Source organism: Paenibacillus sp. MMO-177 (assembly GCF_037147795.1).
In the GTDB taxonomy this organism is placed as follows: Bacteria; Bacillota; Bacilli; order Paenibacillales; family Paenibacillaceae; genus Pristimantibacillus.
Map to the genome: position 1 here is coordinate 129363 of NZ_JBBCUR010000001.1, position 13799 is coordinate 143161.

A 13799-nucleotide genomic window follows, 5' to 3' on the forward strand; every position below is an offset into this window, starting at 1 on the left:
TCCCTCCCAATACCATAAATGAAAAGCAAATGCCTAAAGCTTGGGCTAAAGTTACATTCACTACTATCTATATGGCGCGGAAATAAGGAGCATGACTATCAATTTGTCCGTCCGTCCAGCTTGTCAAGAAGATTCGCAAGCCATTCGGGCTTGGCTGCGGCGGCTTCTACTTGATCACCCTTCCATGGATGAGGAAAAAGCAGCCGCTCGCCATGGAGCGCCTGATGCTGCAGCAGCCTCGTATCTCCTCCGTACAGCTTGTCGCCGATCAGCGGATGGCCGAGATGGCTCATATGCACGCGAATTTGATGGGTTCTGCCGGTTTCCAGCTGCAAACGGACAAGCGTAGCATCTGAAAACGTTCGAACGGTTTCATAGTGAGTGATAGCCGGATCGCCGCCAGGCGTTACGCGTCGTCTTGAAGAATGATGGCGGTCTTTGCCGATTGGGGCATTAACCGTGCCGGAAGGCTTCTTCACCCTTCCCTGAACGAGGGCAAGATAACGCCGGTCAATCCGCTTCTCGCGCATGGCTTCATCCAGAACCCATTGGGCAAGATCGTTTTTCGAATACAGCACCGGACCGGAAGTATCGTCATCCAGTCGGTGAATATGCCTCACGGGCAGCGGATCGCCTTGCTTAAGCAGCCATCGCGCTGCCGCTTCATCCAGCGTACCGGTCTGTCCGGCATGGGATTCATGGACCGGCATGCCCGCGGGCTTATTTAAGACAAGGCAGAAATCATCCTCGTAGAGGACCTCCGCTGCGGATTCAGTCAAGGAATGGCCGCTATTCTTAGCTTTGCGGTATAGCGGATCCGAGACAGGGTCAACCGGCGGGAAGGCTAGGAGGCGAATCCGTTCTCCCTCCCAACCGATACCGCCTACCGAGAACAAACGGTTAATCCATTTGGCCGGAAATAAAGAACAGGCCAGCAGCCACTGCCGCACAAGATGCGGGTGACTGCCGGCCTCCGGAATGGAAAGCTGCTCCGTTTGCTGCCCGGAAGCCGTATCCTTGCCTGCCGCCTCCCCGGCCAAATCCGCCGGCAGAAGCGACAGCCATTGCCCCTCGCGTCGATAAGGACGTTTATGCATGGATATCGAAACCTTCCTGTTCTGCATTTTATAAGCTTGCAAGCGCCTGATCATGGACGGCAATCGTCGCGTCGATATCTTCGTTCGAATGGACGGCAGATACAAACATGCCTTCAAACTGCGAAGGAGCAATGCTAACGCCCAGATCAAGCATAGCAGAGAAGTACGCTCTGAATTGTTCAAGATTAGAGGTCTTGGCGGTCTCGAAGTTAATGACATGCGTATCGGTGAAGAACGGGCATACCATCGAGCCGACCCGGTTAATCGTTGTTGCAATGCCATGTTTAGCGGCATTTTTCTCAAAGCCGAGCTGAAGCCGTACGGCTTGACGTTCCAGCAGCTCGTAAGTTTCTTTCGTCAGCAGCTTCAGCGTTGTATAGCCGGCTGCCATTGCAAGCGGGTTGCCGGACAAGGTGCCGGCTTGATAGATTGGACCGCTTGGCGCGATCATTTCCATGATCTCGCGTTTGCCGCCGTAGGCGCCGACAGGCAGGCCGCCGCCGATGACTTTGCCGAAGCATGTTAAGTCAGGCGTAACGCCATACAGTCCCTGCGCACAGTTGTAATGGACGCGGAAGCCGGTCATGACCTCGTCAAAGATAAGCAGGCTTCCGTATTGCTCCGTAAGTTCGCGGAGACCCTGCAGGAAGCCCGGCAGCGGCGGGACTACCCCCATATTGCCCGCTACAGGCTCGACAATAACGCAGGCAATTTCTTCGCCAAACTTTTCGAAAGCAAGCTTGGCCGATTCCAGATCGTTATATGGAACGGTAATCGTTTGGGAGGCTACGCCTTCCGGTACGCCGGGACTGTCCGGCAGGCCAAGCGTAGCTACGCCGGAACCGGCTTTAATAAGCAGGCTGTCGGCATGTCCGTGATAGGAGCCTTCGAATTTCAAAATTTTGCTTCGTTTCGTATAGCCGCGCGCAAGACGAAGCGCACTCATCGTCGCTTCCGTACCGGAGTTTACCATACGGACGATATCAACGGACGGAACGCGTTCAACGACCAGCTCGGCCATTAAGGTCTCCAGCTCGGTTGGCGCACCAAAGCTTGTTCCTTTTTCCGCGGTTTTCTTGATCGCTTCGATAACTTCAGGATGGGCATGACCCATGATGAGCGGTCCCCAAGATCCCACGTAATCAATGTAACTGTTGCCATCGATATCATATACGCGGCTGCCTTTGCCATGATCCATATAAACCGGGTTTAGACCTACGGATTTGAATGCGCGCACCGGGCTGTTCACACCGCCGGGAAGCACCTGCTTCGCACGGGCGAAAGCCTCTCTCGAACGGTTATCCCGTCTGTTGCCAATCGATTTGCTCATCCCTCGTTACTCTCCTCTCAACCAGCGCGAAGCATCCTTCGCATGGTAAGTAATGATCAGATCCGCACCGGCGCGCTTCATGCTGATCAGCTTCTCCAGCACGATCGCCTTTTCGTCAATCCAGCCGTTTGCCGCAGCGGCTTTCACCATCGCGTATTCACCGCTCACGTTGTAAGTGACGATCGGCAGATCAAAGCTGTCGCGAAGCTGGCGTACGATATCGAGGTAGGAAAGAGCAGGCTTGACCATCAGCATATCCGCGCCTTCCAGCACATCGGAATCCGCTTCGCGCAAAGCTTCGCGGGCGTTAGCCGGGTCCATCTGGTACGTTTTGCGGTCGCCGAACTGCGGCGCGGACTTCGCCGCATCACGGAAAGGCCCGTAGAAAGCGGAAGCATATTTGACGGAGTATGACAAAATCGGCACATGGCTAAAGCCTGCTTCATCCAATCCTTCGCGAATAGCAGCGACAAAACCGTCCATCATGTTCGATGGAGCAATCACGTCTGCCCCCGCTTCCGCTTGGGAAACGGCGGTGCGAACAAGCAGCGACAACGAAGGATCATTATCCACGACCGCCGTTCCCGTTGCTTCATCAAGATGCACCATGCCGCAATGTCCGTGATCGGTAAATTGGCACAGACAAGTATCCGCCATAACAATCAGCTCAGGCGCCCATTTTTTGATCAGACGCGTTGCTTCCTGAACAATGCCGTTTGGATCGTAAGCGGAAGTTCCTTCCGCATCCTTATGATCCGGCAGACCAAACAGCATAATCGCCTGTATGCCCAGCGAAGTGATCTCGCGGATCTCCGCTTCCAAAAGATCAAGAGAGAAGCGGTATACGCCCGGCATCGAGCTGATTTCTTCCTTGATGTTCGTCCCGTATTTCACGTAGATCGGATAAATAAAATCATTTGCGGTCAGCACGGTTTCGCGTACGATGTTGCGCATCGCGGCCGATTGGCGCAATCTGCGGTGTCTTACGATAGGAAATGCCATTTTGAGTTCCTCCTTTGTCTTGCTTGCTTTCAATAAATACGCAATAATTTCTGGTATTAAGGATGGTCAAGCCATTATACGTTTAGTCATCCGATGCTGGACAAGCGCTTCAACGAGTGCTTCGATTGTAGCATCCTCCGGTTCAATCGTAACGGAAAGCCCGGCTTCGGAAGCCGTTTTCGAGGTTACGGGGCCAATGCTGGCTACATCAATGCCGGCCAGCTGTGCGGCCGGATCCTCGAATCCGTTCCTGCGAAGCACCTCAAGCAAATTCGTTACTGTCGAAGAGCTGGTGAACGTAATCGCATGAATCTCCCGGTTGCGGATCCATTCAAACGCCTGCTCATCCTGCGAATCCGCAATCACCGTCTCGTAAACGTCCAGCTCAACCGGGACAAGTCCCTTAGCCTTCAGCTCACGCGGTAAAATCTCGCGCGCGAGATCTCCTCGCGGAAGAAGAACCCTCTCTCCCGGCTTCAGCTCGCCTTCCAGCTGCTCAAGCAGGCCTTCCGCCTGAAACTTGGCCGGCAGCTGTTCCGCAATCAGGCCGCGCTTGCGCAAGGCTTCAGCGGTCCGGGGACCAACTGCCGCAATGCGGGCTGCATGGAAACGCCGTATGTCTACGTTAAAACGATCCAGCCAGTTGAAGAAATACTCCACCCCGTTCACGCTCGTAAACATCATCCAGTTATACGAATCTGCATCTGCAAGAGCAGTACGGATCGCTTCGACAGCAGCCTCATCCCGAGGCTCGCGGGTCTCAATCACAGGCAGCTCGCAAGGCTCGCCGCCAAGTTCTTCGATCCGGTCAGCCAGGTCGCTTGCCTGCGCTCTAGCCCGCGTGACAAGCACGCGCACGCCAAAGAGCGGCTTTTGCTCGTACCATTTCAGCTTGTCCCGCTGCAGAACCACATCGCCAACAACAATGACCGCCGGCGGCTGGAAGTTCGCCTCTTTCACGATCCGTTCGATCGACTCCAACGTGCCGACAATCGTCTGCTGCTCCACGCGGGTTCCCCAACGGATCAGAGCAACCGGCGTTGTTGCCGGCTTGCCGTGACGGATAAGCTGCTCCGCAATATAACCGATCTTGGCTACGCCCATCAGGAAAATCAGGGTGCCGGTCGCGTTGGTTACTTTATCCCAATGAATGGAGCGGTCAAGCTTTTCCGGACTCTCATGTCCCGTAACGATGGATAAGGAAGATGCCAGATCGCGGTGGGTTACCGGAATGCCGGCATAAGCGGGAACGGCGATTGCGGAAGTAATACCCGGTACAATCTCGAACGTAACGCCGTGCTCCTGGAGCAATTCCGCTTCTTCGCCGACACGGCCGAAGATGGTTGGATCCCCGCCTTTCAGCCTTGTTACCGTATGGCCTTCCAAAGCCAGATCAACGAGCAGCTGGTTGATCTCTTCCTGCTTCATCGTGTGGCGGTCCGGCAGCTTGCCGACGTAAATTTTACGGGCGCCTTCCTTCATATATCTCAGCAGTCTCGGGCTCGCCAGGCGGTCATAGACGACAACGTCGCTTCGTCTCAGACATTCCAGTCCGCGAACCGTAATAAGCTTAGGATCTCCCGGCCCGGCTCCTACGAGATAGACAACTCCTTTATTCATCACGTTATCCCCCGAATTCCGCCAAAATGCGATCAGCGCCTCTTGCTGTCAATGCCGCCGCTACATCACGCCCAAGCTGTTCCGGATCGGTTCCCTTCCGGATTTCCTTCAGCATCACCGATCCGTCAGGAGAACCAACCATGCCCGTCAGCTCCAGCTCAGCGTTATCGAAGCTGTCACCAGACTTCTTGTGTACCACCGCAAAAGCGCCGATCGGAACCTGGCAGCCGCCGTTCAGCGCGCCGAGGAAGCTTCTTTCCGCACGGACGGACAGCGAGGTTTCGGTATCATTCAACAAATCAAGCAGCTCGCGCACGCCGGCATCGGCCGTACGGCACTCAATGCCAAGAGCTCCCTGTCCTACCGCAGGGATGGACAGATCAACCGGGAGAAACGCCGAAATTCTGTCCTGCCAGCCCATGCGGGTAAGACCTGCGGCAGCCAGCACAACCGCATCGAAGCCTTCCGTCTCCAGCTTGCGAATCCTCGAATCGATATTGCCGCGAATGGAGTCAAGCTCAAGATCCGGACGGATATTTTTAAGCTGGCTGGAGCGGCGCAGACTGCTTGTTCCGACACGCGCGCCGGCCGGCAAATCATCAAGCGAGCTCCCCTGCTTCATTATCAGGCAGTCGCGGGGATCAACCCGTCTCGGAGTCGCGCCGTTCATCAGTCCTTCCGGCAGCTCATATGGCATATCCTTCATGCTGTGGACAGCCATGTCGATCTCGCCGTCAAGCAGTGCTTGTTCGATTTCTTTTACAAACAAGCCTTTGCCGCCAACCTTGGACAATGTGACATCCAGAATACGGTCACCCTTCGTCACGATTTTCCGAATTTCGAATTGGTAACCAAACCCGTGTTTATCGCTGATTCGTTTCAACTCGTCAATAACTTGCCCCGTCTGCGTCAATGCAAGCGCGCTCTGGCGTGTCCCGACCACGATTGTACGCGGTCCGTTATTATGAGCTCCCATTATTGTCTTCCTCCCGTCGTCAATCCAAGGGCTTCTTTGCCCGAAGTCGTTCTACCCAAGCATTCAATTCGATGTCCGTCTTATTATGGAGCGGCACCTCTTCGGCAGCCAGCCTAAGCAGCGTTTCCCGCTCGCCAGGCTCAGAGACAGCCGCCTTCACATATTCTCGCAGCCTTCTGAGCTGTTTTACGCTATATTCGTACTCTTGGCCGTATTGCCGTTCCAGCTCCAGCTTCAGCCTGGCGGAAAGTGCCGGACTTGCACCAGTGGCTGATACGGCAATAAGCAGATCTCCGCGGCGTATAACCGAAGGGTTCAGAAACCCTCTTCCTGCGGACTCGTCAACCGTATTGACCAAAGCGCCTGCCCGCCTGCCGTCATCCGCGATCCGGCGGTTAAGCTCGGAATCGTCCGTTGCGGCAAACAGCAGGCGGGCATCTGTGGCATCTTCCGGCTCGTAGGCTCGACAATGCCACCGAAGGGATCCGCTTGAAACAAGCTCCTGCAGCCGGGAGGTAATCTGCGGACTGATAAGTATAACCGTATCCGCTCCCGCCTCCATGAGGCCTAATGCCTTGCGTTCGGCAACCCGTCCGCCGCCAATGATGACGCAGCGTTCGCCGCGAAGCTGAAGCATTACCGGGTAGTAGCCGTTCATGCGCATCCCCTTCTCTTAGTGAAACGTCGACAAATAACTGGATAACAGATTAATAATCAACATAACAAATGCGATCAGATGGAGTCTTGCAAGCTGCGTGCCGGGACGTCTCAGCATCGCCCTTTGAATAATATAATTCACGTAAAAGATCAAAGTCGCGAACGAGGTCAACACCTTCCAGTCAAACAGCAGCTGCGGGCGTCCCTCCGCAAGCAGCACGGTAACCGCAACCGACAAGGACATCGCAAGCAGCGGCACCCCGATAATAATGGCCCTGTCCGAGAAACGTTCGATCGTATCGAGGCTTGGCAGCCTCCTCGTGAAAGGAGTCCATCGTTTCCCTTTCAGCTGCTTATGCAGGAACAGATACATCCCCGCAAAGATGGAGCCAATCGTAAGCGATGCATACGCGCATAATACCAAACTAATATGTACAAGGAGCAAATCGCGCATCGCCTGCGAAACCCCAAATTGATCATCCATTCCCGGCCTGCTGTACAAGTTGAGAGCCAGCACGGAGAAGCTGATGATATTGACCAGAAAGACGAGAAACTCGATTTTGAAAAACTGGCTGATGACCAGCGATATTGTAACAAGGAGCCACGAGAAGCCAAGCCAATATTCAAAGGACGAGATTGCCGTTACCTCGAAATGGGTCACTAGCCGGCTCACCAGAATGACGGTTTGCAATATCCATACAAAAATAAGGAGCCCTGTTCCAATCCGCTTCGCTCTCCGGTTCGCATCCATGAAATCGGAGAAGTAAAACAGAAGGCTCAGGGCGTATATATAAAGTATCGCGTCGTAAAGCCACTTTTGCGTAAAAAACATAAGCTTTCACCTTGCCGCCCTTCGCGATTATTCGGGTAGCGCGCTATTATCGAAGGATCGACGCCAGTGCCGAAGCTGCCGGACGTGCAGGCATCGTTTTCTTTTTCGCCGCAGACGCCGTGTCTGCTTCAGCTTGTTTCGACTGGGCCAGCTCATCTTCAAGCGCAAACAACTTAACGAACATATCCATTGCTTCCTCGGAATGCTTCTCCCCGGCCATTTCCTTAATCCGCAGGATCGGATCTTGCATCATCTGGTTCACGATGCTCTTCGTCAGCTTGCGGATCACTTTCAGTTCGTGTTCATCCAGATCAGGCAGCTTATTCGTCAGGCTGTTAAGCGTCTCTTCGTGAATGTGGGCAGCCTTTGTCTGCAGGGCACGGATCAAAGGCACAACGCCAAGCGTCTTGTACCATTGCTCGAACTGCTCCGACTCTTGTTCAATCATCGTTTCGATCTTCTCCGCTTCCTTCCGGCGCTGCTCGATATTGCTCGCTACAATACCTTCCAAATCGTCAATGTCGTACAGGAACACGTTCTCGACCGCGGCAATCCCAGGATCAAGGTCGCGTGGTACGGCGATATCAATCATGAACAAAGGCTTCGACTTCCGCCGCTTCATCGCCTCGGCTACGGCCTGGCGTTCCAGCACATAACCATCCGCTCCCGTAGAGCTGATCACGATGTCCGCTTCATGAAGCTTGCTTGCCGCGTCTTCCATCGAGCAGGCAATGCCGTTAAACTTCTCAGCCAGCTGAGCCGCTCGTTCATACGTCCGGTTCACGACAATAACGCGGTCGGCCCCATTCGCGTATAGATGCTTCGCCGTCAGCTCGCCTGTCTCGCCGGCGCCAATCACCATAACCGTCTTCTTGCTGAACTGGCCGAAAATCCGCTTGCCAAGCTCAACGGCCGCATAGCTGACCGACACCGCCGATTCTCCAATCGTTGTTTCCGAATGAGCACGCTTCGCCATCGTAACCGCTTGTTTGAACAGCATATTGAACAGGGTGCCTGTCGTCTTCTGCTGCTGAGCAAGCGCAAAGGCATCCTTTACTTGACCCAGAATCTGCGTCTCGCCGATAACCATCGAATCAAGTCCGCTTGTTACCCGGAACAGATGCTCAATTGCTTTATCATCCTCATGCATATATAAATGGCTAGTGAACTGCTCTCTAGGCAGCTTGAACCACTGCTCCATAAAGCTGCGGATATAATGTCCGCACAAATGGTGTCTGTCCACTACCGCATACAGCTCGGTACGATTGCAGGTCGCAACAATGACACATTCCATAATGCTGCTTGTGTTCGTCAGCTGTTTCAATGCTTCCGGCAATTCTTTCTCGGCAATCGCAAACCGTTCTCTTACTTCAACGGGAGCCGTCCGGTAGTTCAAACCGACTACGATAATGTGCATGCGCGTTCACCTGCCTTTCTTCAAATTTAACTTTAGAATGATTATAACATAGTTCGACAAGCCGTATGGCTTCATATTGGCTTCATTTATGAATAATGTTTGAAAACCCTCATTGCCATTATTCCCTGTTTATACAAAGAAAATAACCATGGACCGAGGTCTATGGTTATCTCTATATCGTTTCAATTTAAAAGCTTAAACAAGCTCAACTTGTTGCATTTTTGGTTCTTCTACTTTCAACTCGCCCATGCCGCGAACAAGCTTCTTCGCATGAGTAGTCGTTGGCTTCAGTACAGCGATCATGTAGTCAATCGCAAGCTGTGGATCCACAGTTTCACCGCATGTGTAACAGTCGAGAGCGGCGAATCCTTTCTCAGGATACGTATGAATCGAGAGATGACTCTCCGACAGCAATACAAGTACTGTTGCTCCTTGAGGCTCAAATTGTTTCGATTGCACCGATAATACAGTAGCGCCGCATGCTTCGGCAGCCTCCACCATTTGGGCTTGCAAAAATTCAGCGTTGTTCAGCAGATCAAAGTCTACTCCCCAAGTATCAACAGCAACGTGTCTTCCGAAAGTTGAATATTCCATCTTCCGGTTCCCCCTTCCTAGGAATAAAATGTTTAAAAAAATTTCATCCGCTAGGACCTACGTCATTCACTTCCCGAGGGAATAATCTCTCGCAACATAACCATGTCCTGAGTGAATCCTGGTTCCTATTTTGTTTAGACCAATGTTTTCAACGAGATTAAAAATAACATCTATTGGGCAGAATTGCAACTCTTTTTTTCGGGAAGAAACGAAAACTTTTTTCCGCTTTAATCCCGTATACAAGGTATGTAGCTGAAGCAGTTTCGGTACCTTGCGAAGCGTCCATTGCGATATCATTTTTTCGCAAAAAAAGAAGCCGCACTTCGGCGGCTCCCTAAAGTTCAAGGCTTATCGGTTAAGCTTCTAACACAAACAATTTCTTGGTCAGCATCCCAAGTCTTTCGTCGATGCCGGCAATTTGCAGACGGTCCTTCGTTTGATTGCGCAGGTCAAGCAACTCGTTAATCGCGTTGTTGACTAGCTCGATTTCTCGTTCGATCAAGCGGCTCTTGAACACACGCTCCAGTTGCCCGACCGTATCCTTATATTCGAATACGACCCGTGTGCCCGACGATGTGCTTTCAACGATTTTGCGGACGCTGCCATTTGTATAATGGTAGATCATCGTATAATGGCTGTAGATACGATTAACAACTGCGTCTCCACGGAAAGCCGTTACGGCTTTGCGCATGGCGTTGGTCAGCTTAGGGTGAATCAGGCGGCAAGAGAGTTCACATACATAGTGGTCTTGCTGACGTTCAAACGTCAGTGTGACTTCTTCCTTCCCTGCTACGTCTTCGAGAACCAGCTCCTGGTTTCCGTTATCGAGGACCTTCACGTTCATGCATACTTGCTGGTCATCGAAAAACCGAATAAATTGCTTCATCTCATCGCTCGTCAATTGCAGTTTGGCACTTACATACTCTGTGGCTAGCCGCTGAGCCATAAAAATCTCCTCAATTCTTTAAACTTGCGCTTTGTTCTTAATGTCTAAGTATATTATACGTGATCAGAGCTTTTTATTCCTGCCGTTCAGCCTCGATATTCTCGCATATTTCTGAAAAATCCCGTAGATTTCACGAGGAACGCTGTATTTCTTGCTGTATCCTCTGCATTATAGAGGAAGTTATTGATCTATCTCCGTTATATGCCCAATCGCTCCGTTAATGACCTCCCACAGCTTATCGCGGCCAAGTCCCGTCTCCGAGGAAAACATGACCAGCGGATCGCGCGGATCTGCCTCAAGCGTCTCCTTGATAACCTTTACATGCTTGTCCCACTTGCCTTTCGGGATTTTGTCCGCTTTCGTGCATACGATGCAGGTCGGCACGTTATAATGCTTCAGCCAATGATACATGAGCACATCGTCCTTTGATGGAGCATGCCGCATGTCGATAACAAGAAGCTGAAGCTTCAGCTCCTTACGGTCGCGGATATAAGTCTCGATCATTTGCCCGAACAGCTCTCGCTGCGTTTTTGACACTTTGGCATATCCATAGCCGGGAAAATCGACGAAATAGACCATGTCATTCACGCGATAATAGTTAAGCTGCTGCGTCTTGCCGGGCTGCGAGCTTGTTCTTGCCAGGTTTTTACGCAAGATCAATTTGTTAATGAGCGACGATTTGCCGACATTGGAACGCCCTGCCAGAGCAATCTCTGGCAAGGCGTCAACTGGATATTGCGAAGGTCTTACTGCACTTATGATAAATTCTGATTGGGTAATTTTCATCAGATTACTGTTCCTGCTTTCTCTTCGGTGTTAGCCGGCAGCAGCGCATGCTGCAGAACTTCGTCCATATGGCTGACAGGAACAAAAGTCATTTCACTGCGTACGCTGTCCGGAATATCGCTTATGTCGCGTTCATTGTCCTTCGGCAGAAGCACCTTTCGGATGCCTGCCCGGTGAGCGGCGAGCGATTTTTCCTTCAAGCCGCCAATCGGAAGCACGCGGCCGCGAAGCGTAATCTCGCCGGTCATTGCTACTTCCTTGGATACATAACGATTCGTCAGGGCGGAGATCAAAGCGGTTGCCATCGTAATGCCTGCAGACGGTCCGTCCTTAGGAATTGCGCCCTCCGGAATATGAATATGGATATCCTTGTTCACATGGAACTCGGGGTCGATACCAAGCTCAATAGCCTTGGACCGCGTATAACTGAATGCGGCTTGAGCCGATTCTTTCATCACGTCGCCAAGCTTGCCTGTCAAAGTAAGCTTGCCGCTGCCCGGCATAACCGTTACCTCGATCACCAGCGTATCGCCGCCAACCTCAGTCCATGCGAGGCCCGTTACGGCACCGATCTGGTTCTCGGCCTCAGCTGTGCCATGGCGGAACTTCGCAGGTCCTAACCATTCCTTCAGCAGCTCCGGCGTAACCGTCAAAGTCACTGCCGAAACCTCCGCTTGTACTCGCTTCTCCTCGGCTCTTTCCGCATCATCGTCTGCGCCAAAAGCAGCTTGAAGCGTATTCAGCTCGGGAGCTTCATAAGGCTGCCCGGCCAAATCGACTTCGCTCCGCTCCTTCGCCCCAGCCTGGGACTTGGATCCCTCCGCTACGATATGCTTCGCAGCTTTCCTGCATAGAGCGGCAATTTGCTGCTCGAGGTTCCGCACGCCGGATTCGCGCGTATATTCGCGGATCAGCTGAAGCACAACCTCGTCCTCAACGACAAGCTGGCCTTCCGCCAAACCATGCTCCCTGCGCTGCTTCGGCAGAAGATAGCGCTCCGCAATCTGCTGCTTCTCGAGCTCCGTATAGCCCGGGATGTAAAGCACTTCCATCCGGTCTAACAATGGACGCGGAATGTTGTGCAGCGAGTTGGCCGTTGTGACAAACATGACGTTGGACAAATCGAAAGGCACTTCGATGAAGTGGTCGCTAAACGTATTATTCTGCTCCGGATCAAGCACCTCAAGCAGGGCTGACGAAGGATCTCCGCGGAAATCGCTTGCCATCTTGTCGATCTCGTCAAGCAGGAAGACCGGATTATAGGATCCTGCCGTCTTCATGCCTTGAATGATCCGTCCAGGCATAGCGCCTACGTACGTACGGCGGTGACCGCGGATTTCCGCTTCGTCGCGAACGCCGCCCAGCGAGATTCGAACGAATTTGCGGTCAAGCGATTTGGCGATCGAACGGGCAAGAGAGGTTTTGCCGACACCGGGAGGCCCTACAAGGCAAAGGATCGGCCCTTTCATCTTCTTCACCAGCTGCTGTACCGCCAAATATTCAAGCACGCGCTCCTTCGGCTTCTCCAGGCCGTAGTGATCGTTGTTCAGGATCTCTTCCGCCTTGCTTAGGGATAAATCGTCTTCCGTATGCTTGCTCCAAGGCAATGCCAATAACCAATCGATATAATTGCGGATAACGCCGCCCTCGGCGGAGGTTGCGGGCATTTTTTCCAGACGGTCGATTTCCTTCTCGACTTTCTCCCGCACATTGTCAGGAACTCCCGCTTCAGCCAGCTGATTGCGGAGCTCCTCGACCTCGCCGGCGCGTCCTTCCTTCTCGCCCAGCTCCTTCTGGATCGCTTTCATCTGCTCGCGCAAATAATATTCCTTCTGCGTCTTCTCCATCTGCTTTTTGACGCGCTGGTTAATTTTGCGTTCGAGTTCAAGCACCTCACGTTCGTTATTCAGGATATCAAGCAGACGCTCAAGGCGCTCCCGGACATCAATGGTCTCGAGAATATCCTGCTTATCCTTAATCTTCAGCGATAAGTGACTCGTGATGACATCGGCGAGCCTGCCCGGCTCGTCAATATCCGACACTGCCGCAAGCGTCTCCGGCGTTACCTTCTTCGAAAGCGAAATATAATGCTCGAACTGGCTGAGTACCGACCGCATAAGAGCATCTACTTCCGGGTCATCGGTCTCCGGCTCGGGGAGCTCGAGCACCGTCACTTCGTAGAATTGGTCATTCGGCACATAGTCCATAATCTCGGCTCTTACGACGCCCTCAACCAGCACTCGGATTGTACCGTTTGGCAGCTTTAACATCTGTCTGACTTTCGCAATGGTGCCGACGCGGTAAATATCGTCTTCAGTAGGCTCTTCAATATTGACTTCGGATTGCGAGCACAGAAGAATCATATGATCGTCGATCATGGATTTCTCCAGCGCCCGCACCGATTTGTCCCTTCCCACATCAAGGTGGAGCACCATGCTGGGATATACAAGCAGCCCCCTTAAAGGAAGCAGGGGAAGCCGACGGCCTTTCGTTTTTCCGGATCCCACACCAGCACCTCCAATTGTTTCGAATACCCTATTTT

General features: G+C 52.6%; 12 protein-coding genes. All 12 read right to left on the minus strand.

The window, feature by feature from the left end; all coding sequences use genetic code 11:
* Window positions 1-98: 98 nt before the first annotated feature.
* Complete coding sequence (locus WFK81_RS00585) at window positions 99-1097, minus strand: RluA family pseudouridine synthase (RefSeq protein ID WP_336784528.1); 999 nt, start codon at window positions 1095-1097, stop codon at window positions 99-101.
* A gap of 28 nt (window positions 1098-1125) precedes the next feature.
* Entirely contained in the window at window positions 1126-2427 is a 1302-nt protein-coding gene (gene hemL, locus WFK81_RS00590; protein WP_336784529.1) for a glutamate-1-semialdehyde 2,1-aminomutase, read from the minus strand.
* Between the two features lie 6 nt (window positions 2428-2433).
* Window positions 2434-3429, minus strand: coding sequence for a porphobilinogen synthase (hemB, locus tag WFK81_RS00595; RefSeq protein ID WP_336784530.1), 996 nt, complete (start codon window positions 3427-3429; stop codon window positions 2434-2436).
* A 66-nt stretch (window positions 3430-3495) separates the two neighbouring features.
* The gene (gene cobA / locus WFK81_RS00600; protein WP_336784531.1) at window positions 3496-5049 is read right to left on the minus strand and encodes a uroporphyrinogen-III C-methyltransferase; all 1554 of its coding nucleotides are present in this window, start codon (window positions 5047-5049) and stop codon (window positions 3496-3498) included.
* Window positions 5050-5053: 4 nt separating this feature from the next.
* A complete protein-coding gene (gene hemC, locus WFK81_RS00605; RefSeq protein WP_336784532.1) occupies window positions 5054-6025 on the minus strand; it encodes a hydroxymethylbilane synthase in 972 nt (323 codons plus the stop codon).
* Window positions 6026-6044: 19 nt separating this feature from the next.
* Window positions 6045-6683: a precorrin-2 dehydrogenase/sirohydrochlorin ferrochelatase family protein gene (locus WFK81_RS00610; RefSeq protein WP_336784533.1), complete on the minus strand. Its 639-nt coding sequence runs from the start codon at window positions 6681-6683 to the stop codon at window positions 6045-6047.
* Between the two features lie 15 nt (window positions 6684-6698).
* The gene (locus WFK81_RS00615; protein WP_336784534.1) at window positions 6699-7514 is read right to left on the minus strand and encodes a cytochrome C assembly family protein; all 816 of its coding nucleotides are present in this window, start codon (window positions 7512-7514) and stop codon (window positions 6699-6701) included.
* Between the two features lie 46 nt (window positions 7515-7560).
* Window positions 7561-8931: a glutamyl-tRNA reductase gene (gene hemA / locus WFK81_RS00620; protein ID WP_336784535.1), complete on the minus strand. Its 1371-nt coding sequence runs from the start codon at window positions 8929-8931 to the stop codon at window positions 7561-7563.
* 195 nt (window positions 8932-9126) lie between these two features.
* Window positions 9127-9525 carry an adenosylmethionine decarboxylase gene (gene speD / locus WFK81_RS00625; protein ID WP_015846002.1) on the minus strand — a complete coding sequence of 133 codons (399 nt, stop codon included), beginning with the start codon at window positions 9523-9525 and terminating at the stop codon, window positions 9127-9129.
* Between the two features lie 355 nt (window positions 9526-9880).
* Window positions 9881-10471, minus strand: coding sequence for a non-ribosomal peptide synthetase module (locus tag WFK81_RS00630; protein WP_336784536.1), 591 nt, complete (start codon window positions 10469-10471; stop codon window positions 9881-9883).
* A 180-nt stretch (window positions 10472-10651) separates the two neighbouring features.
* The gene (gene yihA, locus WFK81_RS00635; RefSeq protein WP_336784537.1) at window positions 10652-11257 is read right to left on the minus strand and encodes a ribosome biogenesis GTP-binding protein YihA/YsxC; all 606 of its coding nucleotides are present in this window, start codon (window positions 11255-11257) and stop codon (window positions 10652-10654) included.
* Window positions 11257-13764 (minus strand): endopeptidase La, encoded by a 2508-nt coding sequence (gene lon / locus WFK81_RS00640; protein WP_336784538.1) that lies wholly within the window; start codon window positions 13762-13764, stop codon window positions 11257-11259. Before lon ends, yihA begins: the two co-directional genes overlap by 1 nt.
* Window positions 13765-13799: the final 35 nt, after the last annotated feature.

What these genes read in the sequence shown, in the direction of transcription:
- WFK81_RS00585 (WP_336784528.1), bottom strand. Translation starts at nt 1,097, where the DNA reads ATGCATAAACGTCCTTATCGACGCGAGGGGCAATGGCTGTCGCTTCTG.
- hemL (WP_336784529.1), bottom strand. Translation starts at nt 2,427, where the DNA reads ATGAGCAAATCGATTGGCAACAGACGGGATAACCGTTCGAGAGAGGCT.
- hemB (WP_336784530.1), bottom strand. Translation starts at nt 3,429, where the DNA reads ATGGCATTTCCTATCGTAAGACACCGCAGATTGCGCCAATCGGCCGCG.
- cobA (WP_336784531.1), bottom strand. Translation starts at nt 5,049, where the DNA reads ATGAATAAAGGAGTTGTCTATCTCGTAGGAGCCGGGCCGGGAGATCCT.
- hemC (WP_336784532.1), bottom strand. Translation starts at nt 6,025, where the DNA reads ATGGGAGCTCATAATAACGGACCGCGTACAATCGTGGTCGGGACACGC.
- WFK81_RS00610 (WP_336784533.1), bottom strand. Translation starts at nt 6,683, where the DNA reads ATGAACGGCTACTACCCGGTAATGCTTCAGCTTCGCGGCGAACGCTGC.
- WFK81_RS00615 (WP_336784534.1), bottom strand. Translation starts at nt 7,514, where the DNA reads ATGTTTTTTACGCAAAAGTGGCTTTACGACGCGATACTTTATATATAC.
- hemA (WP_336784535.1), bottom strand. Translation starts at nt 8,931, where the DNA reads ATGCACATTATCGTAGTCGGTTTGAACTACCGGACGGCTCCCGTTGAA.
- speD (WP_015846002.1), bottom strand. Translation starts at nt 9,525, where the DNA reads ATGGAATATTCAACTTTCGGAAGACACGTTGCTGTTGATACTTGGGGA.
- WFK81_RS00630 (WP_336784536.1), bottom strand. Translation starts at nt 10,471, where the DNA reads ATGGCTCAGCGGCTAGCCACAGAGTATGTAAGTGCCAAACTGCAATTG.
- yihA (WP_336784537.1), bottom strand. Translation starts at nt 11,257, where the DNA reads ATGAAAATTACCCAATCAGAATTTATCATAAGTGCAGTAAGACCTTCG.